Raw genomic sequence first — 26,641 nt, 5'->3', positions numbered from 1 at the left:
GCCTACTCCTGGGCGATGTCCCACTTCATGCGACGGTAGGTGTAACGGAAGGACTCGGCGTTCGCTTCGATGGCGTCGCCCTGGGCCTCCCGACCGTCCAGGAAGGCGACGAAGTCGAACTGGCGGGTGGGGGTGCCGTACTCGGCGTCGAAGACGCGGACAATCTCGTTCGCCGGCAGGGTGCGCCGTCCGGCCACGCTCACCAGGGGGATGTCCAACCCCTTCATGTCCTTCGCGGGCGCATACGCCTTCCAGACGAGCTCCGTGCACACCAGCGTCTGGTCGGAGAAGAAGTCGAAGTTGAAGTCATACGGGCGGCCCTGGAAGGTGAAGGCGCGCAGGATGGCGCGGGCCTTGTCCAGCGGGGACACGCGCGGGCGCAGCACGCCCAGGTAGTCCACGCGCATGCCATGCTCCACGCCGGTGAAGCTCACGCCCTCGCTGATGGACTCAATGATGCGCAGCGGATCCCCGTGGGCGTCCTTGCCGGTGTACTCGGCCCACTTGGCGGGGAAGGCCCGGGCCAGGTGCCCGGTGAACGTCTGGGGCTGGCCGGGCAGGGTGGCCACCCACGCCTTCACCTGCGGATCCGCGTCGAACGCCAGGGCCAGGTCCTCCGGCGTGCCCACGTAGAGCTCCGCGTGCGGCCAGAAGCCCGGCAGGCCGATGTTGGAGAGGAACCAGTTCTGCCGCGCCACCAGCACGTCCCCCGGCGCCATCTTCTCCAGCAGCTTCAGCGCCTGCTCGCGCGCGATGAGGGGCTTGCCCGCGCGGCGCACGCGCGTGTCGCCCATCCACTCGGCCACGGTCTTCTGCACCGGGAACACCGCCCTCGCGGTGGTGTCCTGGGTGAGGTCCGCCACGGCCCGGGCGAACATCACCGGGCCGCGCTTGAGCAGCCGGGAGCGCGCGGCCTGGCTGTCCGCGCGCATCGCCTGGTAGAGCGCGGGGACGCCCGGCTCGTCCAGCACGCCGGCCTTCGCGAGCACGGGGTGCAGCGTCGCGCGGTAGCCATCCCCGGTGAACAGCTGCGTGGACGTGCCCACGTGCAGGACCTTCTCCTTGAAGCGGGCGAAGGCGCGCGGGGGCAGGCCGTATTCAGGGACGGACTCGTCCAGCAGCACCTCCAACTGCGCCTGTCCACCGGCGAGGTCCGCGTACTGCAACCCCTGTGACAGCTCTGCGGCGAGCGCGCCGTGGGTCAGCAGGAAGCCCCAGGCGTGCTTCTTCGGCTGGGTGAGGGACGGCACCTTGAGGAAGTCCCAGTAGCGCTGGCGGACCACCTCCGCGGACACGAAGCAGTCGAAGAAGGCGGCCCAGGTGGACACCAGCAACTGCTTCTCGTCCGGGGTGTACGGCACGCTCTGCTTCCTGCGGTACAGCTCGCGCGAGCGCAGGGCCTCGGCGCGCAGGCGGCGCAGGCCCTCGGTGGCGTGGCGCAGCGTCTCCAGGTCGCGCCGCGCCTGGGCGACGAACGCGGCGTCATCCAGCGCGTACACGTCGCGGGGGGCCTGGGGCGCGGCGGTGGGGACGGGGGCGGCGGACGGCGGGTCGGCCGGGGGGCTGGCGAGCGTGAGCCAGACGATGAGCAGGGGGGCGGCGGACATCAGGAGGGGTTCACTCCGGCGGGCGTTGGCGCGGACGGACTCTACCCCGAAGCGGTCCCGGACAAGACGGCCGCTCCCTGGCCCTCCCGGCGTCGGAGGTGGTGTCGGCCCCAAGGGTGGCCCGGCGCTGGCGCCATCCCCACCTTGTTCCCTGGACGTCGTCCGGGCCCGAAGGCCCGGGCAGAGAAAGGTGGAAGGCACGATGGCTTACGGACAGGCGGAGGATCCGGCGCGCTCCATCACCCCGCATCTGGACTCCGTGGATTATCCGGCGACGCGAGAGGATCTCGTCGAGGCGGCGGAGGACAGTGGCGCCCCGGTCGACATCATCAACGTCTTCAAGTCCCTGCCGCAGAAGGAGTACATGCTGCGCGAGCACGTGCTGCGCGACCTGGCGGAAGCGGAGCGACGCTTCGCCATGGGCGGGCTGAAGGACGACGACGGCGTGAACCGGGACCGGAGCAACATCGGGCGCGACCGCGTGGAGGGGGCCCCGGAGGGACAGACGCGTCACCCGTAGCAGTGTCCGGCAGCCCTGCTTCCCCACGACACACGCTCCTGGGACGGCGCAAGACGCTCGCGGGCGCCCTGGCTTTCTGCCAGCGTTCGCGAGCGCATGCGTCCTGGTCCCCTGTGGTGCTGTTTCGTGCTGATGCTTGGCGCCGGGTGCTCGTCCCGGTATCCGCCGCTCAACCCCGCGCCGGGGCTGCCGCCCCCGGTGCGCCTGGACTTCAAGCCCCCCGTGGATCGCCTCCTCACCGAGTCCGTGCGCGCCACCCGCACCCTCCAGCGCGAGGGCGTGCCGGAGGTCCAGGACCTGGCCGAGTTCACCACCCTGACGCGCTTCACCCCGGCCGACGGCGGGTGGCGCGTGGCCCAGGGGGTTCGCACGCCCCGCTTCGTGCACGACGGCCAGGACGTGGAGTCGCTGCCCGGCGCGGTGCTGGAGCGCTTCACCCTGCGCCTGCAACTGGCGGCGGACGGCACCTTCGTGAAGCTCGTGGGCGCGGAGGCCGCGCAGGAGGCGCTGCGGCAGGTGGCGCCGGAGGGTTCGGGGCTGCCGGAACTGGAGCGCTTCTTCACGCCGGACGCGCTGGAGGCGCGCACGCGCCGCGAGTGGGAGGCCAAGTACGGCGGGCTGCTGCAGCGCAACCTGGTGGAGGGCCAGCGCACCTGGGCCGTGGACGTCATCGACGTGGGCGGCGTGGAGCGGGCCTACCTGCTGGAGCGAACGGTGCGGGGCACGCGGCCCACGACGTTCGGTGACGCGGTGGTGCTGTCGCTCCGGTGCCTGGACGCGCTGCCGGACGACGCGCCCGCGGAGCTGCGGTCCACCTGGGAGGAGGCCGGGTCGCCCGCGCTGCTGGAGGGCGTGATGTGTGAAGGAGAGCAGGTGGTCGCATGGGGCCGGTTCGTGCCGGTGCGCCGCCTGTTGAAGGTCCACGCGGTGGTGGATGGCGCGAGCGTGACGCTCACCACCGAATCACAAGCGGAGACGCTTCAGGAGCAGGGAACATGAGCCACGGGGACAACCTCATCGAGGACGAGGCGGGCGTGAAGCGCGTGGTGCAGGACGCGCTGCGGGTGGCGGTGCTGGGCATCAAGACGGAGGACCACTCCGGGCAGCCCGCGTTCTACGTGCCGGAGTACCTGGCCAAGGCGGGCGTGGACGTGGTGCCGGTGCCCGTCTACTACCCGGACGTGAAGCAGATACTGGGCAAGCCGGTGTACCGGCGGCTCGTGGACATCCCGGGCGACATCGACCTCGTGGACGTGTTCCGCCGGCCGGGCGACATCGACCAGCACGTGGACGACATCCTCGCGAAGAAGCCCAAGGCGGTGTGGTTCCAGTCCGGCATCCGCAACGACGAGGCGGCGAAGAAGCTGGCCGCGGCGGGCATCCGCGTGGTGCAGGACCGCTGCCTGATGGTGGATCACCGCCGCTACAGCGGACGCTGAGCCGCCGGGCGTCCCCTGGACGGACGAAGGCCCCCCGCACCCGAAGGTCCGGAGGGCCCGTCCGCGCCGAAGGGGCGCGGTGTCTCAGTAGTTGCCGGAGATGACCTTCGGCAGCGCCTTCGCCAGGTCCGGCAGCGGGCCAATCTGGCGCGCGTCGGCGGCCTGGGCGGTGCCGTTGTTGCGCAGCAGGCCGCGCATCTGCACGGACGTCAGCAGCCGGCCGTTGGCGCGCGCCACGCCCTGCGCGCTGATGGCGGCGCCCACGACGATGGGCGACGCGCTGGAGGTGCCGCTGAAGGTGGACGTGTAGAACTGGTCCTCGCCGTAGGCGCCGCCGAAGCGGTCACCGTAGCCGGTGGTGACGACGGACTCGCCCCAGGCGTGCACGTTCACGCGCGCGCCGAAGTTCGTCCAGCACATGGGCTTGCGGGTGGTGGCCGTGCTCGCGCCCACCAGGATGGCGCCCGAGTCACGCGTGGCCGGGTTGAAGCGCCCGCCATACGCCGCCGCGTCCAGGTTCGCGCTGCCGTTGCCCGCGGCCTCGATGACGATGACGCCGTTGGCGGTGGCGTTGCGGACGGCGTCGTACTCACCCTGCCAGTACTCCATGGCGATGTAGTTGCACTGGCCCGCGTTGCACGTGCACGCCGTGCCGTCCGCGGGGCCCTGCGCGTGCAGCTCCACCAGGACGACGCCGCCCGCGCCCACCGCGGCCGCCGCGTTGGTGATGGCGCTCGCGGCGCTCTGCGCGCCAATGGCCTCCACGCCCGGCGTCGCCGCGCTGGTGATGCCCGTCACGCCGTAGCCGTTGTTCGCGCCGATGATTTCACCCATCACCGCGGTGCCGTGGTTGCGCCAGCCCAGGTCGTTGAACTGCGTGCCGCCCACGCGGAAGAACGTGGGGAAGTCCTCGTGCGTGGTGCGCCAGCCGCCTTCGATGTCCACGAACTTCACGTTGTTGCCCCGGCCGCCGGTCTGCGTCCACGCGTACGTCGCGTTGATGCCGGAGGGCGCCGCGTTCAGGTAGCCCTGGTTGCTCTGGTACAGCGGCGTCGTGGGCGCGATGTCCGCCGCGGCCAGGAGCGTGCGCAGCCCCTCCTCCATGCCGAAGTTCACCATCGCCGGCTCCGCGGGCGGCTGCGCGTACGCGGCCTCCACGCTGGGGACGCGGTTGAGCGCCTCCACCAGCTCCGCCACGTTCTCCGCCGTCGTGCCCGGCAGCAGGGGAACTTCGAAGTACAGGTTGAGGTCCGCCAGCTGCTGACCGCTGCGCGCCTCACCGGACAGCTTGCTCGCGTCCAGCGACGCCTCCTCGCCCTGGAACAGGCGCGACAGCGCGCCGATGCGCGGCGCGCGCTCCAGCAGCGCCGCCACCTCCGCCACGTCCGCCTCCACCCGCGCGTCCTCCAGGCGCAGGCCCGACAGCAGCTCGCGCTCGGCGGCGTCCCGTTCGGAGGCCAGGGCGCGCAGCGCGTCGTCGCGCAGGCGCACGTGGCTGCCCTCGTGGAACTTCACCACCACGCGCTCCACGAAGGTCCGCGCGGGCAGCTCACGCCCCGTCGGCTTGGGGGCCAGCGCGCGCGGCGCCAGCTTCGGCGCGGCACCCGCGACGGGGGCCAACGCCAGCAGGGACACAGCCATGACCGCGCCACGCAGGGGGCGCAGGGACAGCGTCGACTTCAGCAGCATGGACTTCCTCCGGGATGGACAGCGCCCCGAACATCGCATGCCGGTCTGTCATTCAAGTCTTGTTATTCAGATTTTACCTTTCTGGTGTTTTATTCGCGTCCCGTTGAACCCGTGGGGGATGTGTTTCAGGTGCTCTGCTCGAAGGGCACGGGGGGGCGGGCCAGGGCGCGCTCGGCGGACAGCCGGGCCTGGTCCAGCGCGTCGAAGCCGCGCTCCAGCGTGGCGGGCGTGACGGGGGGCAGGTTGGAGACGACGACGTAGACGGGCACGTCGCGCTGCTGGAGCACGGTGAGCTGGAGGCGGAAGTGGTCGCGCCTCAGCGCGGCGGACCCGGCGGCGAGCCCCTGCGGATAGGCCATGGGACCGCCCACCACCTTGCGCGTCTTGCTGGGCAGGAAGTGCACGAGGATGGCGTCCAGGTCCTTGCCAATGGCGCTCTCGTGCAGCGACAGCGCCGGCGCCTTGTCCACCAGGCCGCCGTCCCAGAACAGGTTGCCGTCCAGGGGCACGGCGCGGAACAGGCCCGGATAGGCGCAGGTGGCGTGGACGCGCGGCGCCAGCTCCCCGGTGGTGAAGACCTGGTGCGTGCCGTGGGTGAGGTTCGCGGCGGTGAGCAGCAGCGGGTGCGGCGTCTCTTCGAAGGAGCGCACCGGCAGCGTGTCCTCCAGGAGCCGCCGGAAGCGCTCGCCCTTGAGCAGGCCCGTGAAGCCGTGCCCCGCGGACGCCACGTTGAGCACCGCGCCAATGGGGTCCGGGTCCCAGAAGTTGGCGCGCGTCTGGCGCAGCACCAACTCCTCCAACTGGTGCATGGGCATGCCGGCCGCCGCGTAGGCCGCCACCATGCCGCCCGCGGACGTGCCCGCGTACGCGTGGGGCTTCAGCCCGGCGCCGTGCAGGCCCTTGAGGAAGCCCGCGTGGCCGTAGAAGCCGAAGTAGCCCGCGGAGAGGACCATCCCGAAGCGCTTGCCTTCGAGGAGGGAGTGGAGCGTGGAGGAGGGCGCCATGTCGGATTTTTACGGGATGGCTGTGACCAAGGCAACGCATTGCGTCGCCGGGGGATGGCGCGAAGGTCAGAGTATCGATATATGTTGATGCGGCGATATGGACGCTCTCTCCCAATCCTTCCGTGTCCTGGGGGACACGACGCGGCTGCGCATCCTCCGGTTGGTGGCCCAGGCGCCATTGAACGTGACGGAGCTGGTGTCGCTGGTGGGGGTGGCGCAGTCGTCGGTGTCGCATCACCTGTCGAAGCTCAAGGGCCTGGGGCTCATCCGGGAGGAGCGGCAGGCGGGCTTCACGTACTACTCGCTGGCGCTGGAGGCGGAGGACACGCGCTGGCCGCTGGTGCGCCTGGCGCGCGAGGCGGAGGACGCGGCGGGGGACTCCGCCCGGCTCAACGACCTGCTGCGCGCCCGGGAGGACCGGCAGGCGCTCAACGAGCGGCTGCTGGAGCCCGGCCAGTCGTGGTTCCTGTGGGCGGGCGCGCTGGCGTCGCTGCTGCCGCCGCTGGACGTGGCGGACTTCGGCTGCGGCACGGGCGTGTTCAGCCGCGCGCTGGCGCGGTGGGCGAAGCACGTCTGGGCCATTGACCAGAGCGAGGACGCGCTCACGCAGGCCCGGGCGCACGCCGCCCGCGAGTCGCTCACCAACATCACCTTCCTGCGCGAGGACCTGCACCGGCTGTCGCTTTCGGGCGGGCGGATGGACCTGGTGGTGATTTCGCAGAGCCTGCACCACGTGGAGTCGCCGGCGGCGGTGGTGTCGGAGGCCGCGCGGCTGCTCAAGCCCGGCGGCCGGCTGGTGGTGCTGGAGTTGTTGCCCCATGAAGAGAAGTGGGTGCTGGAGCGGCTGGGACACCGGCACCTGGGCTTCGCGCCCGAAACCCTGGAAGCGGCCCTTCGCGAGGCCGGCTTCACGTCGTTCACCCGCGAGACGCACGCGCGCGACGGGGCCAGTCCCTTCCGCGTCTTCCTGCTCACCGGAGTCAAACCGTCATGACGAGCCATCCTGCCCACCCCCTGCCGCTGCCTCCCGGGGACCACGGCCTGCGCGTGGAGGCCCTGAAGGCCGCGATGCGCGAGCGCATCCTGGTGCTGGATGGCGCCATGGGCACGCTGCTGCAGAACCACACCCTGGTGGCGGCGGACTTCGGCGGCCCGGAGTACGAGGGCTGCAACGAGAACCTGGTCCTCACGCGCCCGGACGTCATCGAAGGCATCCACGCGAAGTACTTCGCCGCGGGCGCGGACGTGACGGAGACGGACAGCTTCGGCGGCACGCCGGTGGTGTTGGCGGAGTTCGACCTGGGGCACAAGGCGATGGAGATCAACGTCGCCGCGTCGCGCCTCGCGCTGAAGGCCGCGAAGGCCGCGGAGGCGAAGGACGGCCGGATGCGCTGGGTGGCGGGCTCCATCGGCCCCACCACGAAGGCCATCAGCGTCACGGGCGGCATCACCTTCGAGGAGCTGGTGGACAACTTCGCCCTCCAGGCCGAAGGGCTCGCGCTGGGCGGCTCCGACTACCTGCTGGTGGAGACGGCGCAGGACACGCGCAACGTGAAGGCGGCGCTCATCGGCATCGACCGGGCGTTCCACAAGCTGGGCTGGGCCATCCCGGTGGCGGTGTCGGGCACCATCGAGCCCATGGGCACGATGCTCGCGGGCCAGTCCGTGGAGAGCCTGGCCACGTCGCTGGAGCACACGGAATTGCTCTACCTGGGGCTCAACTGCGCCACGGGCCCCGACTTCATGACGGACCACATCCGCACGCTGTCCGCGATGTGCGGCTTCCCGGTGTCGTGCGTGCCCAACGCGGGCCTGCCGGACGAGAACGGCCAGTACCTGGAGTCGCCGGAGATGATTGCCCGGTCGCTCAAGCGCTTCTGTGACAGCGGCTGGCTCAACGTGGTGGGCGGCTGTTGCGGCACGCACGCGGGCCACATTGAAGCGCTGGCCGCGATGGTGAAGGGGCTGAAGCCGCGCTCGCAGGTGCCCAAGCCGCGCTCGTCGCTGTCCGGCGTGGACTACCTGGAGGTGACGGACGAGCAGCGCCCCATCATCGTGGGCGAGCGCACCAACGTCATCGGCAGCAAGAAGTTCAAGGAGCTCATCGTCGCGGGCCAGTTCGACGACGCGTCCGAAATCGCCCGCGCCCAGGTGCGGCGGGCCGCGCAGGTCATCGACATCTGCCTGGCGAACCCGGACCGGGACGAGCTGGACGACATGCGCCAGTTCCTGGACGTCGTCGTGAAGAAGGTCCGCGTGCCGCTGATGATCGACTCGACGGACGAGAAGGTCATCGCCATGGCGCTCACGTACTGCCAGGGCAAGGCCATCATCAACTCCGTCAACCTGGAGGACGGCGAGGAGCGCTTCGAGAAGGTCGTCCCGCTGGCGAGGGCGTTCGGCGCGGCGCTGGTGGTGGGCTGCATCGACGAGGTGGGCATGGCCGTCACCGCCGAGCGCAAGCTGGCGGTGGCCGAGCGCAGCTTCGAGCTGCTCACGAAGAAGTACGGCATGCGGGCGGAGGACCTGTACTTCGACCCGCTCGTGTTCCCGTGCGCCTCCGGCGACGCGCAGTACACCGGCAGCGGCGTGCAGACCATTGAAGGCGTGCGACTCATCAAGCAGCGCTTCCCGCAGTGCCGCACGGTGCTGGGCATCAGCAACGTGTCCTTCGGCCTGCCCACCGCGGGCCGCGAGGTGCTCAACTCCGTGTTCCTGTACCACTGCGTGCAGGCGGGCCTGGACATGGCGCTCGTCAACTCGGAGAAGCTGGAGCGCTACCCGTCCCTGCCGGAGGAGGAGCGCAAGCTGTCGGAGGACCTCATCTACAACCGGGGTACGGACCCCGTGACGCCCTTCGCGGCGCACTTCCGCGAGCGCAAGCCCGCGCGGGCGCAGGTGAGCAGCCTGCCGCTGAATGAGCGGCTCCAGCGCTACATCGTGGAGGGCACGCGCGACGGCCTGTTCGCGGACCTGGATCTGGCCATGAAGGAGATGCCGCCCCTGGAGATCATCAACGGGCCGCTGATGAAGGGCATGGACGAGGTGGGCCGCCTCTTCGGGGCCAACGAGCTCATCGTCGCGGAGGTGCTCCAGAGCGCGGAGTCGATGAAGGCCGCGGTGAGCCACCTGGAGCCGCACATGAGCAAGACCCAGGCGGCGTCGCGCGGGAAGATCGTCCTCGCCACGGTGAAGGGGGACGTGCACGACATCGGCAAGAACCTGGTGGAGATCATCCTCGCCAACAACGGCTTCCAGGTGGTGAACCTGGGCATCAAGGTCCCGCCCGAGCAGTTGGTGAAGGCGGTGAAGGAGCACCAGCCGGACATCCTCGGGCTGTCGGGCCTGCTGGTGAAGAGCGCGCACCAGATGGTGGCGACGGCGGAGGACCTGAAGCGCGCGGGCGTGGAGGTGCCCATCCTGGTGGGCGGCGCCGCGCTCAGCCGCAACTTCGTGGACCGCAACATCGCCCCGGCCTACGGCGGCGGCACGGTGGCCTACGCCCAGGACGCGATGAACGGCCTGGAGCTGGCGAAGCAGATCGTGGAGCCCGGGGCGCACTCGAAGCTGCGCGACGACCTGGCCGCCCGCCGCCTCAAGCTCGCGCAGGAGGTGAAGGAGCGCCCCGCGCCCGCCGCCCCGGTGCGCCGCCCGCGCAGCACGGAGGTGCCGGTGCTGGCCACGGTGCCGCCCGCGCCGGACTTCGCGCGGCACGTGCTGACCAACACGCCGTTGGACCACATCTGGAAGTTCATCAACCCGGTGATGCTGTACGGCCGCCACCTGGGCCTGCGCACGTCGTCGCGCGCGCTGGGCACCCCGGCGGAGGCGGAGCTCGCGAAGACGGAGGAAGGGCGCAAGGCGCTGGCGCTGAAGGAGGCGGTGGAGGAGCTGAAGGCGCTGCTGCGGGGCGGCGTGATGCACGCGCGCTCCGTGTTCCAGTTCTACAAGGCCGCGAGCGAAGGCGACCGCGTGCTCCTCTTCGACGGCACCACGGGCGAGCCCGTCACGACCTTCGACTTCCCGCGCCAGGACAAGGACAACGGCCTGTGCCTGTCCGACTACGTGAAGCCGCTGGAGAACGGCAGGCCGGTGGACGCGGTGGCCATGTTCGTCACCACCGCGGGTTCGGGCATCCGCGAGCTGGCGGACGGCTTCAAGGCGAAGGGAGAGTTCCTCAAGATGCACGCGGTGCAGGCCCTGGCGCTGGAGACGGCGGAGGGCTACGCGGAGCTGCTGCACACGCAGCTGCGCAGCATGTGGGGCTTCCCGGACCGGGCGGAGATGACGATGCTGGAGCGCTTCCGCGCGGAGTACACCGGCAAGCGCTACTCGTTCGGCTACCCGGCGTGTCCCCGGCTGGAGGACCAGACGAAGCTGTTCGCGGCGCTCAAGCCGGAGGAGATCGGCGTGCAGCTCACCGACGGCTGCATGATGGAGCCGGAGGCGAGCGTGTCCGCCATCGTCTTCCACCACCCGGGCGCCACGTACTTCTCCGTGACTTGATGCGTCGGGCCCGGGGGGATGGAGAAGCCCGGGCCCTGCTTGACGGGAAGGGTTAGATTGCCCCCATGCCTTCGCCCACCATCCGTCGCGCCGTCCAGCTCCTGCCCGCGTGTGCCACCACGGGCATCGGCAGCCTGCCGCACACCCAGGTGGAACTGGGACTGCAGGCCGCGCTCGCCATGGACATCCCGTTCCTGCCGCAGCTCCCCGTGGGGCACCCCGGGGAGCTGATGATCCCCGCGGCGCTGGAGGGCCTGCCGGGCCTGCGCTTCGACGAGGACGGCGTCTGCACGGTGGACGTGGCGGACTGGAACGCCGGGCGCGCGGCCTTCGAGGCGAAGCTGGAGCAGGCGCTGGCGTCCGGGAACCTGGAGGCCTTCGAGCCCACCCCGGAGGCGTGCCGCGCCTGGAAGCCCTTCCTGTGGGAGGTGGAGCACCGCAAGCTCGCCTTCGCCAAGGCGCAGCTGTCCGGCCCCTTCACGGTCCGCTCGGTGGTGCGCACGACGACGGGGGAGCCGGTGCTGAGCGTGCCGGGCCTGGACGAAGCGTTCTACCGGCTGGTGATGGTGCGCGCGCTCGCGATGGTGCGCGCCCTGAAGCGCACCGGCACCACGCCCCTGTTCTACCTGGACGAGCCGGGCCTCTACGCCTACGTGAAGATGAACCCGCAGCACCTGTTGGCGCAGCAGGAGCTGCGCCTGCTGGTGGTGGCCCTGCAGCGCGAGGGCGCGCTCGTGGGCGTCCACTGCTGCGGCAACACGGACTGGGGCGTGCTCCTGGACGCGCAGGCGGACCTGGTGTCCCTGGACGTGCGGCTGTCGCTGGACGCGATGCTGGAGGAGCGCGAGGCCCTGGAGCGCTTCCTCGCGTCCGGGGCGACGTTCAGCCTGGGCGTCATCCCCACGGACCTGGCGTCCACGTATTCGGTGGAGGAGCTGGCGGACTCCGTGGAGGCGTCGCTGAAGGCGGCGCTGCCCCAGGGCATCGGCTTCGCGCAGGCGGTGTCCACGGTGCTGCTGACGCCCGCGTGCGGGCTCGCCATGCGCACGGTGGTGGACGCGGAGCGCATCCTGGAGGAGCTGAAGCAGTCACAGCGCCGGCTGAAGCGGGCGCTCGAGTTCGAGCGCCCCGCCCACCAGGACCCGACGCACGCGCACTGAAGCGCGGCGGCCGCTGACGGCCTACTGACGGCCGAGCTTCAGCTCGCGCTCGGCCTGGAACCAGTCCTGTTCGGAGCTGCCGTGGGTGCCGCCCCGGGCCTGGTAGATTTCAAAGGCCCGCCGGGCGATCTGCTCGTTCGTGGGAGCGCTCGAAGCCGCGCTCCTGCTCGCGGCCGGCTTGTCCTGGGTCCGCTCCGGCGTGGACTTCGGGGCCGGGGTCTGCGGCGTCTTCTGCGAATTCTGACGGGCCATGGGCACTCCTCCTGGGTGGGGCGGCCCGAAGCTTCAGGCGGCCTCCCATGACACGGAAGTGACTCCGCGCGTCGGAGGTTGTCGGCGCGACACCACACGTCGCCCATTGTTGGGGGATGGACGCCCTCCGACGCGGGGCAGCTCCAGGCGCGAAGCGCATCCGCACCGCCCGTCCGGGCCTGGGGGATGCCGGCCGGCTCAGCCCTCCTTCGCCTTCCCGCGGGGGCGTCCCGGGGCCTGCTTCTTCGCGGCCGCCACGGTCGCGGCGTCCTCCCGCGCGCCATGGCCTGGCACCGCGTCGAGCGCGCGCTGCATGGCGGTGCTCATGCCCAGCGCTTCCGCCTCCTGGGGCGTGCACCAGCGCAGCTCCTGGAACGCGGGGGACTTCGTGGGGCGGGGGCCGCCGGACACGCGCAGCAGGCGCAGCGTGAGGTCGCGGTGGGTGAGCTGCCGGCGCACGCTGCCCAGCGTGCCCTCCAGCGTGAGCGCCGCGCCCAGCGTCGTGGACAGGCGCTGGAGGGCCTCCGCCTCCGACGTCGCCTCCTCCACCTCCACGGCGGGCAGCTCCCACAGGCCGCCGAAGAGCCCCTTGTCCGCGCGCCGCGCGAAGAGGAAGGTGCCCGCGTGCGGCCACACGGCCAGCGCCAGGAACAGCTTGCGGGGTGTGGCGCGCACCTTGGCCGGGGGCAGCTCGTGCACGCGGCCCTTGCGGTACGCGAGGCACCCGTCGCGCACGGGGCACAGCAGGCACAGCGGGGACTCCGGCCGGCACGTCGCGGCGCCGTGCTCCATCATCGCCTGGTTGAAGTCCCCGGGCCGCTCGCCCGTCGCCAGCGCGGCGGCCAGCGTCCACAGCGTGGCTTCACGGTCGCGGTCCCCGGGCAGGCCCTCCACCTCGAACAGGCGCGACAGCACGCGGGCGACGTTGCCATCCACGATGGGGGCGGGCTCCCCGAACGCGATGGAGGCCACGGCCCCGGCGGTGTAGCGGCCGAAGCCGGGCAGGGTGATGAGCTGCTCCGCCGTGGGGGGGAACCTCCCGCCGAAGCGCTCCACCACCTCCTGGGCGGCGCGGTGCAGGTTGCGCGCGCGCGTGTAGTAGCCCAGGCCCTTCCAGCCGGAGAGCACGTCGTCCAGGGGCGCCGCGGCCAGGGCCTCCACCGTGGGAAAGCGCGCGAGGAACCGCTCCCAGTACGGGATGACCGTGGACACCTGGGTCTGCTGGAGCATGACCTCGCTGAGCCAGATGGCGTACGGGTCGCGGGTGCGGCGCCAGGGCAGGTCGCGCTTGTTGCGGTCGTACCAGGAGAGCAGCGGGCCGCGCAGGGAGGCGAGTCGCTCAGGGGAGACAGGAGGGGGAATTGTCCCGGTGGTGGTGCGCTTGCGAGGGCTCATGGGAGGGGGCACGGTGGCTGGCGGACACCATACCCGTACGGTCGGGTACGCCCGGGGTGTTTCCGCGTTCCAGGGGGTTGGCTCCCCGCTCGTCGCCCTTCTGGCGGAGCGGGCGATCGTCTATAGGATGCGCCGAGTCCATGGCCCGCCCTCCCCTCCACAACGACTTCTCCTGGTCCAAGAGCCGCCACGAGAAGTTCTCCGAGTGCCTCCGGGCCTACTACCTCTACTACTACCGCTCCTGGGGCGGCTGGGAGGCGGACGCCGCGCGCGACGTGCGCGAGCTGTACGTGCTCAAGAAGCTGTCCAACCGCTACACCTGGGCGGGCAGCATCGTGCACGAGGCGCTCAAGGACGTGCTGCTGGACTGGCGCGCCGGCCGCGACGTGGACCCCAAGGCGGTGGAGGCCCGCGCGCACAAGCTGATGCAGGACGACTTCCGGCACTCGCGCTCCAAGGGCTACTGGACGCAGAAGTACCGCAAGCCCTTCACCGGCCTGGCGGAGCACGAGTACGCGGAGGAGGTGCCCAACGAGGCCTGGAAGCAGAACTTCGAGACGGTGCGCTCGGCGCTCGCGTGGTTCTTCCAGTCGCGCTGGCCCGGCATCGCCAGGGGACTCAAGCAGCCGCAGTGGCTGGAGGTGGACGCGGGCTTCGACTTCGCGCACTTCACCCACGAGGGCGTGAAGGTCTTCGCCATCCCCGACTTCGCCTACGTGGACGACGCCGGCTCCGTCGTGGTGGTGGACTGGAAGACGGGCCGCTCGCGCGAGGGCTACGACGAGCAGGTGCTGGGCTACGCGCTCTACATCTCCCAGCGCTACCGCTACCCGCTGGAGAAGGTGCGCGCGTCGCTGGTGTACCTGAACGAGGGCCTGGAGCACGACGTGGCGGTGGACCCCTCCGCCATGGAGACGTTCCACCAGCACTTCGCGAAGAGCGTGGCGGGGATGCGCGCGCTGCTCGCGGATCCGGCCGCCAACACGCCGAAGGGGGCGGAGGCCTTCCCCCAGACGGACAACCTCAACGCCTGCGCGCGCTGCGTCTTCCGCCGCCCGTGTGGCCGCGAGGCGGCGGTGGCGGAAGTCCGCCCCCGCGTGGCCTGAGGCCGACTACCGCGTCGCCGCCAGCCGGCGCACCACCACGCCCGCGGCGTTCATGCCGAACGCGGAGGTGACGAACGCCACGCTGCCGTCAATCTGCGTGCGGTGGTCGCAGGTGTGGAACTCGTTGTCCTGCGGGCAGACGCACAGGAAGCCGTCCGTGGCGTCGTCGTAGTTGAGGGCCACGGGCTGGCGCCGCGTCTCAATGGAGTACACGGCGGTGATGCCGGTGTGGCGCTCCGTCTCCACGCCGTACTTGCGCTTGAGCAGCTTGCGGATGTCCTTGGCGAAGGGGTCCATGTGCGTCTCGCACAGGTCCTCCACGCGGATGGCCGTGGGGTCCAGGCGGCCCGCCGCGCCCATGGAGCTGACCACCGGCACGCCCAGCGTCACGCACCGGTGCAACAGGTGCAGCTTCGCCTTCACGTTGTCGATGGCGTCCACCACGAAGTCGTAGCGGCCCGCGGGCAGCAGCGTCTCCGCCAGCTCCTCGCGGTAGAACTCGCGCAGGGCCTCCACCTTCGCCTGCGGGTTGATCTCCTGGCAGCGCTGCGCCATCAGCTCCGCCTTGGACTTGCCCACCGCCTTCACCGTCGCGTGCAACTGGCGGTTGGTGTTGGTGACGCAGACGTCGTCGTGGTCCACCAGCGTCAGCCGGCCCACGCCGCTGCGCACCAGGCCCTCCGCGGTGAAGCTGCCCACGCCGCCCAGGCCGAACACCACGACGTGCGCGTTGGCCAGCCGCTCCATGGCGCTGTCGCCCAAGAGGCGCGCCGTCCGGTCGAAGCGCCGCGACAGCTTGAAGGGCTTCGCGAGCGACGGCTCGGCGACGGCGTTCGGGGCGGCCGTGGGGGCGGCGGGGAGCGCCTCGGCTTCGGCGGCGGCGGTGGGGACGGGCTGCGGGTTCATGAAGGCTCCTCTATCACGCGACGCTCGCCTACAGCGAAGGGGGCGGGAAAGCTTCCCGGAACAGGCGCCGGGCGTTCTCGGTCGTCCGCTGGGCGAGCACGTCCACTGGCTCCCCCAGGACGTGGGCCATGCCCGCGAGGACGTGGGGCAGGTAGCCCGGCTCGGAGCGCTGGCCGCGAAAGGGCGTGGGGGCCTGGTCCGGGGCGTCCGTCTCCGCCACCAGCCGCTCCGGGGGAATCACGCGCAGGGCATCCAGCGGCTTGCGCGCCTCCGCCCAGGTGACGGGGCCGGCGAAGGAGAAGTGGCAGCCCTTCTGGATGTAGAAGCGCGCCAGCTCCGCGCCGCCGCTGTAGCTGTGCATGAGGATACCGGCCTCCGGCCAGGCCTCCGTCTTCAGCAGGTCGATGAGCGCGGGGTGCAGCCGGTGGCAGTGCATCAGCACCGGCAGCCCGTGCTTGCGCGCCAGGGCCAGGTGTCCGCGCAGCACCGCCACCTGGCGCTCCAGCGGGGCCCCGGTGACGGAGGGGCCGTCCAGGCCGCACTCGCCCACCGCCACCGCGCCGCCCCGCGCGAGCAGCGCGTCCAGCCGCTCCAGGTGCATGCCGTCGTCCTCCGGCGGCAGGTCTGGCAGGAACTGGGGGTGGATGCCCAGGCCCACCTGGATGCGCGCGTCCTGCCGGGGAAGTTCGAGCAGGGGCTCCCAGGTCTCCGGTCCCACGGCGGGGATGAGGATGCCGTGCAGGCCCGCGGCCCAGGCCCGCGCGACGACGTCCGGGCGGTCCGGATTGAAGCGAGCTGCGTCCAGATGGCAGTGCGTGTCGATCATTGAGCACCCTTCTCCCAATCCCCGTTCAATCACGGACAGCCCTGGATGACGTGCCCTTCAAGGCGTCCCGCCACCCGCAAACGGGAAGCTATGACGCCCCCCCTGACTTTGGAGGAATGAGCATGACCAAGCGAGTGGTGTGGGGCGCGCTTTTCGGAGCGCTGACGATGTTGGCCACGGGTTGCGGTGACGAGTGCGTCGACCAGTTCGACTGCCGCGACAAGGGGACTCCCCCCGAGGGCCAGGTGTACATCTGCAACGCGGACAACAAGTGCGAGCTGCGCACGCTGACCCCCGAGCCCGAAGTGGACGCGGGCACGGAGACGGACGCGGGCACGGAGGTCGACGCCGGCACGGACGCGGGCACGGAGGTCGACGCCGGCACGGACGCGGGCACGGAGGTCGACGCCGGCACCGACGCGGGCACGGGCATGACGGTGGCCAAGGGCGGCGCGTGCACCGCGACCACCGAGTGCATGGCGGGCCTGTTCTGCGAGGCCGCGACCTGCCAGGCGCTGCACGTCGCCATGACGGGCGTGGACGGCGGCACCCGGGCCATCGTGGCCCGCTTCGACACGCCGGGGATGATTTCCCTCAGCGAGGACGCCGTGGCCAGCGCCTACCCGCGCTTCGGCCCGGGCGGCACGCAGGTGGCCTTCGTGCAGGGCGACGTCACCGCCGCCGCCGGTGAGCTCGCGGTGCGCGCCTTGCCGCTCGCGGCCGGGGCGCCCACCGTGCTGACGACGGGTGCGGCCGCTGGCAACGCGCGCATCCGCTACATGGAGTGGGAGCCCGGCAACGCGATTGCCTGGGTGCGCGGCTCGTCCGGCATCTCCACCATCACCACCGCCCAGGGCGCCGCGCCCACGCAGGCCACGGCGAACGGCACCTTCCCGGACTTCGGCCCGAACGGCGTCGACTACGCGTACAGCGCCGCGGGCGCGGGCATCTCCGTCTCCACCAACAACGCCCCGCCGGCCCCGCTGGCCGGGTCGCCCACGTCCGCGGAGCAGCCGCACTACAACCGCGTCACCTCGCAGCTGCTGTTCCTGGCCAACCCGGACGGCAAGACGGTGAACTTCGGCGCGGAGGCCACCCCCATCCTCAAGCTGTACTCGCTGCCCGTGACGGGCGGCGGCACCCCGCAGACGCTGGCGGACGCCACCAGCGAGCCCGTCACCGGCGGAACCCTGGAGTCCTACATCGCGAACCCGAACTGGGCGCCGGACGGCAGCTGGGTGGCGTACGTGCGCGCCTACTACCAGCTCATCGGCACCGCGGCCACGCTCTGCGGCAACGTGTCCGCGACGGAGTGCGGCACCACCCCGGGCAACGTCCTCTTCCTCCAGCGCGTGAACACCACCACGGGCGCGCCGGAGGGCGCGGCGGTGTCCTTCGAGAACGAGGCCACGCTGCCGTCGTTCTCTCCGGACGGTCAGTACCTGGCCTACGTGAAGGGCGGCCAGCTCACGGTGCAGAAGCTGGATCCCGTCGCGGGCACGAAGGTCGACCCGGCCATCGTCCACCCGAAGGACACGTACACGGTGCTGACGAACGAGGGCGACGACCACCGCCCGCGCTGGCAGCCCCGGTAGTCACCTCTCGGAGTTGAAAGCCCCGGCAACCGGGGCTTCCCAGCCCGCGTTTCCCGTTTCTACGGGGAGCGCGGGCCGTTTTGTCTCCGGGTGCGAAGCGCCGGGCCCACCGGTGCGAAGTGACGAACGCGGTCAGTCGGTGTCGCGGCGAACCCGCTCGCGGGGCGCCAGCGGCGGTCCCTGGGGGTCCAGGTTCCGGGACGAAGGCAGCCTCCGGAGGGCTCTCGGAAGGGGGGCACGCGGAGGTGCCCTCGGCGGATCCAGGGGACGTCCTCCGCGTCGGGTCCGGACGCACGGCGGTGGCGCCGCGACGCGCGCGTGCACGCACCTTGCGTGGGTTCAACCCGTTGAAGGAGGACGGGGACTCCACCCGCGCTCGCGCGAAGCGGCGCCGGGTGGCTTGAGGCTGACAGCCGTGTCGCGACAGTCCTTCACGCGCGCCTCGTTTTCCGAGGCGCGGCAGAGGGGACCGGGACGGCTTCCTCAGCCCTCGACGACGATGCGGCGACCCAGCGCGCGGGTCATCTGCGGCGACGTCACCAGCTCCAGCACGCCGCTCATCTCACCGCCGGCGGTGTCGAACGCCGCGGCGATGACCTCTCCCAGCGTGAGCTGGGCCTTCTGGGCCACCACCCGCGCCCGCTTCGCCGTGCGCCGCAGCGTGGGCATCACCCGCCGACCCTGCCGCCGCACCGTCGCGCCACCACTCGTCTTGCCTGCGGTCCGCTTCGCCATGGTTCCTCCCGCCACTCCTGACTGCGCGGGTGAGTACACCGTGGGTCTGACACCATGCAGGCAGGGTGCCAGGGCTCAGCCCCCCTGGCGGGTCCCAGAATCCAGGGGTTTTGCTGTCAAATAGCGGGTTTCCGGGGGGTGGAAAGGCCCACCTTTTTTCAGCCCTTCAGGGTCATTCCTCGTTCTGTCGAGTTTTTCGTTCAGCCCGCACGGTGATTTCCACAGGACGTTCAAGGGCGCGCCTCTGGGGGAGGGCGGGTGCACACCAGGGAGCGGGTCCGTGTCACCCCTGGGCCACACCCCCGTGGCCTGGAAGCCACGGCGCCTGGAGGGCAGGGGAGGCAGCGTCCAGGGGGGCGCAGCGGGGCCGGGGGATTTGGGGTACAGGGCGTCCCGCCATGCGAGTCCAGGTCCTCTTCCACGACAACTGTTTCGACGGCGCGGCCAGCGCCGCGGTCTTCACCCGCTTCTACCGGGAGCGCGTGCGTGCGGACGCGACGTTCAGCTACCGGGGGCTGTCCCACAAGCCGGGCGCGGAGGGCATCGACCCGGCCGTCTTCACTGGCGACGAGAACGTCATCGTCGACTTCCGCTACAGCCAGGACGCGCGGCTCACCTGGTGGTTTGATCACCACGCCTCCGCCTTCCAGCAGCCGGGCGACGAGTCCCACTTCCAGCGCGACACCAGCGGGAAGAAGTTCCACGACGCGCACCGCAAGAGCTGCACGCTGTACCTGGCGGACGTGGCGCGCGAGCGCTTCGGCTGGGACGCGTCCGCGCTGTCGGACCTGCTGCACTGGGCGGAGCTCATCGACGGCGCGCAGTTCCCCAGCCCCCAGATGGCGGTGGCGCTGGAGGAGCCCGCGCTGCGCATCATGACGGTGCTGGAGTCCACGAAGGATGAGACGCTCATCCCGGAGGTCATCCGCCGCATGCAGTCGGAGTCGCTGGCGGACATCGCCACCTCGCCCCTCATCTCCGCCCCGCTGGCGCCGCTGCTCTTCAAGCACCAGCGCAACATCGACCTGGTGCGCGAGAAGGCCCGCTACGAGAACGGCGTCGTCTTCTTCGACCTGGTGGACGAGGGCGTGGACAGCCTCAACAAGTTCATCGCCTACGCGCTCTACCCGGACGCGCGCTACACGCTGTGGGTGGGCCGGGGCGCGTCGCGCGCCAAGGTGTCGCTGGGCTCCAACCCGTGGCGGCCCCACACGCGCAAGCACGACCTGGCCGCCATCGCCGGGCGCTACGGCGGGGGCGGGCACCCGGTGGTGTCCGCGGTGAGCTTCAAGGCGGACCAGTCCGACAAGGCCCGCGCCGCGTACCAGGAGATCCTCGCGGAGCTGTCCAGCGCGACCTGATGGGGGCCGGGCCCTACGGGCGGGTGAAGAACACGAAGCCCGCCCGCCGCAACAGCCGCACCACCGACAGCATGGGCAGCCCCTGCACGTTGGTGCGGTCCCCCTCCAGCCTCTCGAGCAGCGCCTGCCCCTGGCCCTCCACGCGGTAGCTGCCCGCGCAGCCCTCCCACTCGCCGGTGTCCAGGTAGCGCTCCAGCTCCTCGGCGGGCAGGGGGAAGAACGTGAGGCGCGTGCTCTCCACCGCCTCCGCCACGTGCCCCCCCGGGCCCACCAGGCACACGCCGGTGTGGATGGCGTGGGTGTGGCCCAGCAGGCCCTGGAGCTGCGTGCGCGCGGCGTCCCGGTCCCGGGGCTTGCCCAGCGTCCGGCCCTCCACCTCCACGAGCTGATCCGCCCCCAGGACCCAGGCGTCCGGGTGGCGCTCCTGCACCGCGCGGGCCTTGCGCTCCGCGAGCATCGCCACGGCCTCCAGGGCGGACAGGTGGGCGGGGACGTGCTCATCCACGCCCGGGGCCTCGGTGCGGTAGGGCAGACCCAGCCCGTCCATCAGCGCCTTGCGCGCGCTGGAGGTGGACGCCAGGTAGAGGTCGCCAGGGGGGCCAGGGTTTTTCATGAGGTGGGGGAAGGGTAGTGCAGCCGGGGTGGGGAAGGGACCCTTCGAGCGGACAGGCACGTCCCCGCTTCCGGTGGATGGGGCGGATGCCATAGCCTTCCGCCCATGTCGCGGCGCGGTCTGCTCGCTGTCTGTCTCCTGCTCGCCTCCTGCAAACGTCCCTCTCCGGCCGCCGCCGACGCGGGCACGGATGCGGGTGCGCACGTCTCCGTGAGCGCCGACGCGGGGCCGCTCGCGGCGGGAGGCGTGGACGCGGGCGCGGCGGGCGACTCCGGCCTTGAGGCCTCCGTGACGCCGCCGGACGACGGCGAGGCGGAGGTGCACCCGCTGGCGGTGTGCGACGCGCGGGGCGATGCCCCCCTGGACGCGGCCCGCCGCTACTACGACGCGTCCCGCTACGCGGAGGCGCTCTCCTGCGCCGCGCAGGCCGCCGCGCTGGAGCCGGACCTGGCCGCCGCCCATGCCGAGCGCGGCGCCGCGCTGGCCTCCCTCCACCGCGAGCCGGAGGCGCAGCTCGCCTTCGCCCGCGCGCTGGCCATCGACCCGGGGGACCCGGACGCGCTCCTGGGTGCCGCGCACCTGTACGCCGTGCAGCTGCCCTCCTCGCGTGAGCGGGACGAACTGGGCGCCCTCTACGCCGAGCGCGGCCTGTCCCAGCCCTCCACTCCCCCGGAACTCGTCCCGTCCCTGGCCCTGGTGGCGGCCATGGCCTTCAACGACCTGGGGCAGGCGGACCAGGCGCTGGAGCGCGCGGCCATCGTGCTGGCGCGCGAGCCGGGCAACGTGGAGGCGAAGTACGAGAAGGCCCTGGCCCTCTTCGAGCTGTGCCGCTTCCGCGAGGCGAAGACGGCCTTCGCGTCGCTCTTGGTGGACAAGGCGCGCGCCGCGTACGTGCACCAGCATCTGGGGCTGCTCCTGGAGCGCGAGGGGCGCTGGAAGCAGGCGCAGGAGCACTTCGACCGGGCCCGCACGCTGGATCCCCAGGACTTCCCCCCGCCGCCCCTGCCGACCCCGGAGGAGTTCCGGGCCCAGGTGACGCGCGCGCTGGCGGACCTGCCGGAGGACATGCGCAAGGACCTGGAGGGCGTGCCGGTGGCCACCGAGGAGATTCCCTCGGAGGACGACCTGCTCGCCAACCAGCCGCCCCTGTCGCCCACCATCCTGGGCCTGTTCCGGGGGCCCTCCCTGGGCGAGCCCTGCGACGGAACGGAGACGCCGTGCCGCTCCGTGGCCCTCTACCGGCGCAACCTGGCCCGGGCGGTGCGCACGCCGGAGGAGCTGCGCGAACAGATTCGCGTGACACTGCTGCATGAAATCGGGCATCTGCGAGGGGAGGACGACGAGGAACTGGCCGCACGCGGCCTGGAGTGAGCCCCCACATGCCTTCCCTTCCCACTGCCCGTGTCAGCCTGAAGGGCGCCAAGACGCTGCGTCGAGGCTCCCCCTGGCTGTACCGCACGGAGCTGATGGAGCCCCCCGTCACCGACACGCCGGGCGCGGTGGTCGCGGTGGTGGACCCCCAGGGCAATCCCATCGGGCAGGCGCTCTACGCCCGCCGCTCCCCGCTGGCCATTCGCCTGCTCACGCGCAAGAGCCCCGCGGAGGAGAAGGTGGACGACGCCTTCTTCATCCGCCGCGTGGAGGCCGCCCTGGCCCGCCGGGGCGTGCTCCCCGGCCGCGACGGCCTGCGGCTCGTGCACGGCGAAGCGGACCTGCTGCCCGGCTTCTTCGTGGACCGCTACGGCCCGGGCCTCACGATTCAAACGCTCTCCGAGGGCATGGACGCGCGCAAGGAGATGCTCGCCCGCGCGCTGGTGAAGCTGACGGGCGCCACCCACGTGGTGTGCCGCGACGACGCCTCCGGCCGCGACTTCGAGAGCCTGCCGCGCGAGGTGCGCCTGCTGCACGGCGAGGGCGACGCGCGCTTCGGCTACCACGAGGGCGACAACCGCTTCGAGGTCGACCTGACGGGCGACATGAAGACGGGCGCGTTCCTGGACCAGGTGGACAACCACCTGCGCGCGGGCGAGCTGGGCCGGGGGGACGCGCTGGACTGCTTCAGCTACCACGGCGGGTTCGCGCTCGCGCTCGCGAAGCACTGCACGTCGGTGCTCGCGGTGGAGCAGGACGCCAAGGCCGCGGCCCGCGCCCAGGCGAACGCGGAGGCCAACGGACGGGCCAACGTGAAGGTGGAGAACGGCAACGCGTTCGACGTGCTGCGCCGCTTCGACCAGGAGGGCCGCCGCTTCGACACCATCGTCCTGGACCCGCCGGGGCTCGCCAAGCGCCGCGAGGGCGTGGCCACCGCGCTGCGCGCCTACCACGAGCTCAACCTGCGCGCCCTGCGCTGCCTCAAGCCGGACGGCCTGCTGGTGACGTGCTCGTGCTCGGGGAAGCTGGACCGCGAGGGCTTCGAGTCCATGGTGCTGGACGCCGCCGCGGACGCGAAGCGGCCGGTGCAGATTCTGGAGCGCCGGGGCGCCGGGTTGGATCACCCGGTGCTCGCGGGCCTCGCGGAGACGGAATACCTCAAGGCCCTCTACGTGCGCGCCTTGTAGGGCGAAAGCGCAAAGGCGCGCGAGGGGCTACGGGATGGCCAGCTCCTTGCGCAGCCTGCCCACGACCTTGAAGTACTCGGTGCGGGAGAAGCCCACGTTGAGGATGTGGAAGTCCTTCTTGGACAGGCCCACGCAGCCGAAGCAGTAGTTGCAGTCCTGCAGGTTCTTGCTCAGCACCACGTACGCGCTGTTGGAGCAGTTCTCGCTCTGCACGCAGTACGCGCACGCGTGGCAGTTCTTGCACTCCACGCAATGCGAACAGCTGGTGCACAGCTCGCAGCGCGTGCAGTGCGTGCACTGGTGGCAGCTGTCGCAGTCCTTGCAGAACATGCAGTTGGCGCAGCGCTGGCAGCCCTCGCACGCATAGGAGCCGGGGTTGCCCGGATCCACCGCGTAGCTCTTGGACAGCTTCTGGAACTGATCCAGGAACTCACGCTTGCCCAGGGACGAAACGCCCAGGCGCGCCAGCTTCTCCTGCTCCAACAACTCCTGGGCCGTCTGGGGCCGGGACCCCTTCTCCTTCACCGCCACGGACGCTCCTTGAACTGGAATCACTGCAGCCGGGCGAGCCCGGCCAGATCGATGCCGCGCGCCACCCGTCGCACCTCCACGGTGCTGGGGAAGCCACGGCTGGTGACGGCCACCACGAAGCGCTCACCCACCAGGAGGTTCGCCTCCGCCATGCCCTCGTCCGCGTCATAGCGCACGAAGCCCACGGCTTCCTTCCACTGGATGGGCGCCGTCGGGTCGCTCGCCGCCCGGCCCCGCGCCTTCTGCGCCGCCTCGCGGATGGCCTGCCCCAGCTTCAGCCCCAGCGTGGTGTCCACGATGCGCACCTTCACCTCCCGGCCCTCGCCGCGGGTGTAGGTGCGCTCCGCCTCCGACACGGACACGTCGCCGTACTTGCCGGTGGAGCCCCCGGTGGCGCCCACCGTGAAGCCCTCCAGCGACTCCGGCAGGAAGGGCGCCAGGTCCTTGAAGTACACGCACGGTGCGGCGGTGGTCACCACGTCGCGCGGGGTGGGAGAAGTCGTGCGTTCGTCGTCAAGACATCCGCCGCCCACGCACAGCGCGAGCATCGCGGTGGCCAGCCGTAGGAAATAGTCGCGCACGAACGAATCAAAGGGTATCCCCGGCCTGCGCGCAATGGACCTTTCGAAGCTCAATCCTCCACAGCGTGAGGCCGTGCTGACGACCGAGGGTCCCCTGCTCGTCCTGGCGGGAGCCGGCAGCGGCAAGACGCGGGTCATCACCCACCGCATCGTCCACCTGCTCAACGAGCGGCCGGGCCACCTGCTGGCCCGCAACATCCTGGCCGTCACCTTCACCAACAAGGCCGCCACGGAGATGAAGGAGCGGCTGGTCCACATGGCCGGCCCGCGCGCCCAGGGCGTCCTCGTCTGCACCTTCCACGCGTTCGGCGCGGAGGTGCTGCGCGAGGACATCCACCGGCTGGGGTGGCCCCGGAAGTTCGCCATCGCGGACATGGGCGACCAGCTGGCCATCATCCGCCGCGCCATGCGCGAGAAGCGCATCGACGACCGCGCCTTCGACGTGCGCAAGGTCCTCACCCTCATCTCCAAGGCGAAGAACTCCGGAGAGGTGCCGCAGCCCAAGGGCGAGGGGATGGGGGACGACTACGACCTCATCACCGCCATGGTGTTCGCGGACTACCAGCTCGCGCTCAAGGCGCAGGGCTCCGTGGACTTCGACGACCTGCTGGTGCTGCCCGCGCGCCTCCTGCGCGAGCACCCGGACCTGCACCGCAAGTACACGCAGCGCTTCCGCTACCTGCTGGTGGACGAGTTCCAGGACACCAACCACGCCCAGCTGGATCTGCTCAAGCTGCTCGCGGGCGAGTCGCGCAACGTGTGCGCGGTGGGTGACGACGACCAGTGCATCTACTCCTGGAGAGGCGCGGAGGTGCGCAACATCCTGGACTTCGAGCGGCACTTCCCGGGCGGCAAGGAGGTGCGGCTGGAGCAGAACTACCGCTCGTCACAGCGGGTGCTGGACGCCGCCAACGCCGTCATCGCGAAGAACCCCGAGCGCAAGGACAAGCGCATGTGGACCGACCGCCGGGGCGGCGAGCGGGTCAAGGTGGTGGCCTGTCCGAACGACGAGGAGGAGGCCCGCTTCGTCGCGCACGAAATCCAGAAGCACATCTCCCAGGGCATCCCCGCGGACGACATCGCGGTGCTCTACCGCACCAACGGCCAGTCGCGCCCGGTGGAGGAGATGCTGCGTGAGAAGAACATCCCCTACGAAGTGGTGGGCGGCAGCGAGTTCTTCGACCGCAGCGAGGTGAAGGACGTCATCGCGTACTTCAAGGTGCTGGCCAACCGGCTGGATGAGATCAGCCTCATGCGCATCGTCAACGTGCCGGCGCGCGGCATCGGCGACGTGACCATGGAGCGGCTGCACGCGCACTCGCGCGCGGAGGGCGTGACGCTCTGGACGTCCATGCGCCGCGCGGACACCTACGAGGACCTGCCGGCTGGCGCGGGCGGCAAGGTGCTGGAGTTCGTGGAGATGGTGGAGCGCTACCGCGACGCCTTCTCCCAGGCCCCGCGCCTGTCGGAGGCGACGCAGAAGCTCCTGGAGGAGATCGGCTTCCGGGAGGCCACCCGGGCGAAGGCCGTCTCCGGCACCGCCGCGGACAAGAAGCTCAAGAGCGTGGACCACGTGCTCGCGTCGCTGGAGAAGTTCGAGAAGCGCGAGGGCCCCAAGGCCAGCCTCCTCACGTACCTGAACCGCCTCAGCCTGGACACGCGCCAGGAGGAGGAGGAGATCCCCGGCCAGAACCGCCGCGTGACGCTCATGTCCCTGCACGCCTCCAAGGGCCTGGAGTACCGGCTCGTCTTCTTCCTGGGCATGGAGGAGGACCTGATGCCTCACGGCGGCATGCAGGGCGAGGCGCAGAACCTCGAGGAGGAGCGCCGCCTCTGCTACGTGGGCATCACCCGCGCCAAGGAGCTGCTGTACCTCACGCGCTCCACGGTCCGCGTGAAGCGCGGCAAGGAGGTGCCCCGCACGCCCTCGCGCTTCCTGGAGGACCTGCCCCCGGACGCCTTCGAGAACGTCGACATGGACGCGCCGCGTCAGGGCCCTCCGGACGAGAAGGAGAAGAACTTCTTCGCCAACCTGAAGGAGCGGTTCAAGAAGCCCACGCCTGGCGGGCCCGGCCCGGGGACGCCCGGCCGGGCGCCCTAGGCGGCCGGATTTCCAGGCCCCGTGCGCCCGACCTTGACTTGATCCCAGGGTCCCGCTAGGAGGTTCGGCCTTTCCGGGCTTCTGTCGGAGTTTTGGCGGAGGACCCGCGGTTGGTTTCGCACGAGCACGCGGCCCCTGGCATGCACCTGGGTGCCG

The 26,641-nt window shown here is 71.2% G+C and carries 23 protein-coding genes; 12 read left to right on the top strand and 11 right to left on the bottom strand.

The window, feature by feature from the left end:
- Positions 1–2 precede the first annotated feature (2 nt).
- Positions 3–1,607 carry a YiiX/YebB-like N1pC/P60 family cysteine hydrolase gene (locus OV207_RS16975; protein WP_267556216.1) on the bottom strand — a complete coding sequence of 535 codons (1,605 nt, stop codon included), beginning with the start codon at positions 1,605–1,607 and terminating at the stop codon, positions 3–5.
- 202 nt (positions 1,608–1,809) lie between these two features.
- Between OV207_RS16975 and OV207_RS16970 the strand changes: the two genes are divergently transcribed.
- The 3 genes from OV207_RS16970 (at position 1,810) to OV207_RS16960 (ending at position 3,566) form a co-directional block, all read left to right on the top strand.
- Complete coding sequence (locus tag OV207_RS16970) at positions 1,810–2,127, top strand: DUF2795 domain-containing protein (protein ID WP_193347716.1); 318 nt, start codon at positions 1,810–1,812, stop codon at positions 2,125–2,127.
- Positions 2,128–2,259: 132 nt separating this feature from the next.
- A complete protein-coding gene (locus tag OV207_RS16965; RefSeq protein ID WP_267556466.1) occupies positions 2,260–3,126 on the top strand; it encodes a hypothetical protein in 867 nt (288 codons plus the stop codon).
- Positions 3,123–3,566 carry a CoA-binding protein gene (locus OV207_RS16960; RefSeq protein WP_193347718.1) on the top strand — a complete coding sequence of 148 codons (444 nt, stop codon included), beginning with the start codon at positions 3,123–3,125 and terminating at the stop codon, positions 3,564–3,566. Before OV207_RS16965 ends, OV207_RS16960 begins: the two co-directional genes overlap by 4 nt.
- Before the next feature lie 84 nt (positions 3,567–3,650).
- Here the strand turns inward: OV207_RS16960 and OV207_RS16955 are convergent, their stop codons facing one another.
- Both OV207_RS16955 and OV207_RS16950 read right to left on the bottom strand, forming a co-directional pair.
- Positions 3,651–5,255: a S8 family serine peptidase gene (locus OV207_RS16955; protein ID WP_267556214.1), complete on the bottom strand. Its 1,605-nt coding sequence runs from the start codon at positions 5,253–5,255 to the stop codon at positions 3,651–3,653.
- Between the two features lie 125 nt (positions 5,256–5,380).
- Positions 5,381–6,259 carry a patatin-like phospholipase family protein gene (locus OV207_RS16950; protein ID WP_267556213.1) on the bottom strand — a complete coding sequence of 293 codons (879 nt, stop codon included), beginning with the start codon at positions 6,257–6,259 and terminating at the stop codon, positions 5,381–5,383.
- 97 nt (positions 6,260–6,356) lie between these two features.
- On the opposite strand from OV207_RS16950, the gene OV207_RS16945 reads away from it, so the two are divergent.
- The 3 genes from OV207_RS16945 (at position 6,357) to OV207_RS16935 (ending at position 11,925) form a co-directional block, all read left to right on the top strand.
- Positions 6,357–7,253 carry an ArsR/SmtB family transcription factor gene (locus OV207_RS16945; protein ID WP_267556212.1) on the top strand — a complete coding sequence of 299 codons (897 nt, stop codon included), beginning with the start codon at positions 6,357–6,359 and terminating at the stop codon, positions 7,251–7,253.
- Positions 7,250–10,765 carry a methionine synthase gene (metH, locus tag OV207_RS16940; RefSeq protein WP_267556211.1) on the top strand — a complete coding sequence of 1,172 codons (3,516 nt, stop codon included), beginning with the start codon at positions 7,250–7,252 and terminating at the stop codon, positions 10,763–10,765. The genes OV207_RS16945 and metH overlap by 4 nt, the downstream gene beginning before the upstream one ends.
- A gap of 65 nt (positions 10,766–10,830) precedes the next feature.
- On the top strand, positions 10,831–11,925 hold the full coding sequence (locus OV207_RS16935) for a hypothetical protein (RefSeq protein WP_267556209.1): 1,095 nt from the start codon (positions 10,831–10,833) through the stop codon (positions 11,923–11,925).
- 21 nt (positions 11,926–11,946) lie between these two features.
- Here OV207_RS16935 and OV207_RS16930 read toward each other — a convergent pair whose 3' ends face one another.
- Entirely contained in the window at positions 11,947–12,177 is a 231-nt protein-coding gene (locus OV207_RS16930) for a DUF2934 domain-containing protein (RefSeq protein WP_267556208.1), read from the bottom strand.
- Between the two features lie 198 nt (positions 12,178–12,375).
- A complete protein-coding gene (gene mutY, locus OV207_RS16925) occupies positions 12,376–13,572 on the bottom strand; it encodes an A/G-specific adenine glycosylase (RefSeq protein WP_267556206.1) in 1,197 nt (398 codons plus the stop codon).
- Between the two features lie 140 nt (positions 13,573–13,712).
- Here mutY and OV207_RS16920 point away from each other — a divergent pair, with 140 nt between their 5' ends.
- A complete protein-coding gene (locus tag OV207_RS16920) occupies positions 13,713–14,678 on the top strand; it encodes a PD-(D/E)XK nuclease family protein (protein WP_193347725.1) in 966 nt (321 codons plus the stop codon).
- A gap of 6 nt (positions 14,679–14,684) precedes the next feature.
- Here OV207_RS16920 and OV207_RS16915 read toward each other — a convergent pair whose 3' ends face one another.
- Positions 14,685–15,584 (bottom strand): tRNA threonylcarbamoyladenosine dehydratase, encoded by a 900-nt coding sequence (locus tag OV207_RS16915; protein ID WP_193347726.1) that lies wholly within the window; start codon positions 15,582–15,584, stop codon positions 14,685–14,687.
- Between the two features lie 28 nt (positions 15,585–15,612).
- The gene (locus tag OV207_RS16910; RefSeq protein ID WP_193347727.1) at positions 15,613–16,410 is read right to left on the bottom strand and encodes a TatD family hydrolase; all 798 of its coding nucleotides are present in this window, start codon (positions 16,408–16,410) and stop codon (positions 15,613–15,615) included.
- Between the two features lie 122 nt (positions 16,411–16,532).
- On the opposite strand from OV207_RS16910, the gene OV207_RS16905 reads away from it, so the two are divergent.
- Complete coding sequence (locus OV207_RS16905) at positions 16,533–18,005, top strand: TolB family protein (RefSeq protein ID WP_267556205.1); 1,473 nt, start codon at positions 16,533–16,535, stop codon at positions 18,003–18,005.
- 483 nt (positions 18,006–18,488) lie between these two features.
- On the opposite strand, the gene OV207_RS16900 is transcribed toward OV207_RS16905, so the two are convergent.
- Complete coding sequence (locus OV207_RS16900; RefSeq protein WP_193347729.1) at positions 18,489–18,740, bottom strand: hypothetical protein; 252 nt, start codon at positions 18,738–18,740, stop codon at positions 18,489–18,491.
- 398 nt (positions 18,741–19,138) lie between these two features.
- Here OV207_RS16900 and OV207_RS16895 point away from each other — a divergent pair, with 398 nt between their 5' ends.
- Entirely contained in the window at positions 19,139–20,101 is a 963-nt protein-coding gene (locus tag OV207_RS16895; protein ID WP_193347730.1) for a hypothetical protein, read from the top strand.
- 13 nt (positions 20,102–20,114) lie between these two features.
- Here the strand turns inward: OV207_RS16895 and OV207_RS16890 are convergent, their stop codons facing one another.
- On the bottom strand, positions 20,115–20,714 hold the full coding sequence (locus OV207_RS16890; RefSeq protein ID WP_267556203.1) for a Maf family protein: 600 nt from the start codon (positions 20,712–20,714) through the stop codon (positions 20,115–20,117).
- Between the two features lie 105 nt (positions 20,715–20,819).
- Here OV207_RS16890 and OV207_RS16885 point away from each other — a divergent pair, with 105 nt between their 5' ends.
- Together OV207_RS16885 and OV207_RS16880 are read left to right on the top strand one after the other, a co-directional pair.
- Positions 20,820–22,085: a metallopeptidase family protein gene (locus OV207_RS16885; protein WP_267556202.1), complete on the top strand. Its 1,266-nt coding sequence runs from the start codon at positions 20,820–20,822 to the stop codon at positions 22,083–22,085.
- A gap of 8 nt (positions 22,086–22,093) precedes the next feature.
- Positions 22,094–23,272, top strand: coding sequence for a class I SAM-dependent rRNA methyltransferase (locus tag OV207_RS16880; RefSeq protein ID WP_267556201.1), 1,179 nt, complete (start codon positions 22,094–22,096; stop codon positions 23,270–23,272).
- 27 nt (positions 23,273–23,299) lie between these two features.
- Here the strand turns inward: OV207_RS16880 and OV207_RS16875 are convergent, their stop codons facing one another.
- The gene (locus OV207_RS16875; protein WP_267556199.1) at positions 23,300–23,803 is read right to left on the bottom strand and encodes a caib/baif family protein; all 504 of its coding nucleotides are present in this window, start codon (positions 23,801–23,803) and stop codon (positions 23,300–23,302) included.
- 20 nt (positions 23,804–23,823) lie between these two features.
- The gene (locus OV207_RS16870; protein WP_267556197.1) at positions 23,824–24,384 is read right to left on the bottom strand and encodes a hypothetical protein; all 561 of its coding nucleotides are present in this window, start codon (positions 24,382–24,384) and stop codon (positions 23,824–23,826) included.
- 34 nt (positions 24,385–24,418) lie between these two features.
- Here OV207_RS16870 and OV207_RS16865 point away from each other — a divergent pair, with 34 nt between their 5' ends.
- Positions 24,419–26,485, top strand: coding sequence for an ATP-dependent helicase (locus tag OV207_RS16865; protein WP_324291534.1), 2,067 nt, complete (start codon positions 24,419–24,421; stop codon positions 26,483–26,485).
- The last annotated feature ends 156 nt before the right edge of the window (positions 26,486–26,641 follow it).

This window comes from Corallococcus sp. BB11-1, from assembly GCF_026626625.1.
Taxonomy (GTDB): Bacteria; Myxococcota; Myxococcia; order Myxococcales; family Myxococcaceae; genus Corallococcus; species Corallococcus soli.
The sequence above is the reverse complement of the archived record's forward strand: the minus strand, read 5'-3'. Positions and strand labels throughout refer to the sequence as shown.

Excerpts from the sequence above, each read along its gene's own strand:
- OV207_RS16975 (WP_267556216.1), bottom strand. The coding sequence starts at position 1,607 with ATGTCCGCCGCCCCCCTGCTCATCGTCTGGCTCACGCTCGCCAGCCCC.
- OV207_RS16970 (WP_193347716.1), top strand. The coding sequence starts at position 1,810 with ATGGCTTACGGACAGGCGGAGGATCCGGCGCGCTCCATCACCCCGCAT.
- OV207_RS16965 (WP_267556466.1), top strand. The coding sequence starts at position 2,260 with ATGCTTGGCGCCGGGTGCTCGTCCCGGTATCCGCCGCTCAACCCCGCG.
- OV207_RS16960 (WP_193347718.1), top strand. The coding sequence starts at position 3,123 with ATGAGCCACGGGGACAACCTCATCGAGGACGAGGCGGGCGTGAAGCGC.
- OV207_RS16955 (WP_267556214.1), bottom strand. The coding sequence starts at position 5,255 with ATGCTGCTGAAGTCGACGCTGTCCCTGCGCCCCCTGCGTGGCGCGGTC.
- OV207_RS16950 (WP_267556213.1), bottom strand. The coding sequence starts at position 6,259 with ATGGCGCCCTCCTCCACGCTCCACTCCCTCCTCGAAGGCAAGCGCTTC.
- OV207_RS16945 (WP_267556212.1), top strand. The coding sequence starts at position 6,357 with ATGGACGCTCTCTCCCAATCCTTCCGTGTCCTGGGGGACACGACGCGG.
- metH (WP_267556211.1), top strand. The coding sequence starts at position 7,250 with ATGACGAGCCATCCTGCCCACCCCCTGCCGCTGCCTCCCGGGGACCAC.
- OV207_RS16935 (WP_267556209.1), top strand. The coding sequence starts at position 10,831 with ATGCCTTCGCCCACCATCCGTCGCGCCGTCCAGCTCCTGCCCGCGTGT.
- OV207_RS16930 (WP_267556208.1), bottom strand. The coding sequence starts at position 12,177 with ATGGCCCGTCAGAATTCGCAGAAGACGCCGCAGACCCCGGCCCCGAAG.
- mutY (WP_267556206.1), bottom strand. The coding sequence starts at position 13,572 with ATGAGCCCTCGCAAGCGCACCACCACCGGGACAATTCCCCCTCCTGTC.
- OV207_RS16920 (WP_193347725.1), top strand. The coding sequence starts at position 13,713 with ATGGCCCGCCCTCCCCTCCACAACGACTTCTCCTGGTCCAAGAGCCGC.
- OV207_RS16915 (WP_193347726.1), bottom strand. The coding sequence starts at position 15,584 with ATGAACCCGCAGCCCGTCCCCACCGCCGCCGCCGAAGCCGAGGCGCTC.
- OV207_RS16910 (WP_193347727.1), bottom strand. The coding sequence starts at position 16,410 with ATGATCGACACGCACTGCCATCTGGACGCAGCTCGCTTCAATCCGGAC.
- OV207_RS16905 (WP_267556205.1), top strand. The coding sequence starts at position 16,533 with ATGACCAAGCGAGTGGTGTGGGGCGCGCTTTTCGGAGCGCTGACGATG.
- OV207_RS16900 (WP_193347729.1), bottom strand. The coding sequence starts at position 18,740 with ATGGCGAAGCGGACCGCAGGCAAGACGAGTGGTGGCGCGACGGTGCGG.
- OV207_RS16895 (WP_193347730.1), top strand. The coding sequence starts at position 19,139 with ATGCGAGTCCAGGTCCTCTTCCACGACAACTGTTTCGACGGCGCGGCC.
- OV207_RS16890 (WP_267556203.1), bottom strand. The coding sequence starts at position 20,714 with ATGAAAAACCCTGGCCCCCCTGGCGACCTCTACCTGGCGTCCACCTCC.
- OV207_RS16885 (WP_267556202.1), top strand. The coding sequence starts at position 20,820 with ATGTCGCGGCGCGGTCTGCTCGCTGTCTGTCTCCTGCTCGCCTCCTGC.
- OV207_RS16880 (WP_267556201.1), top strand. The coding sequence starts at position 22,094 with ATGCCTTCCCTTCCCACTGCCCGTGTCAGCCTGAAGGGCGCCAAGACG.
- OV207_RS16865 (WP_324291534.1), top strand. The coding sequence starts at position 24,419 with ATGGACCTTTCGAAGCTCAATCCTCCACAGCGTGAGGCCGTGCTGACG.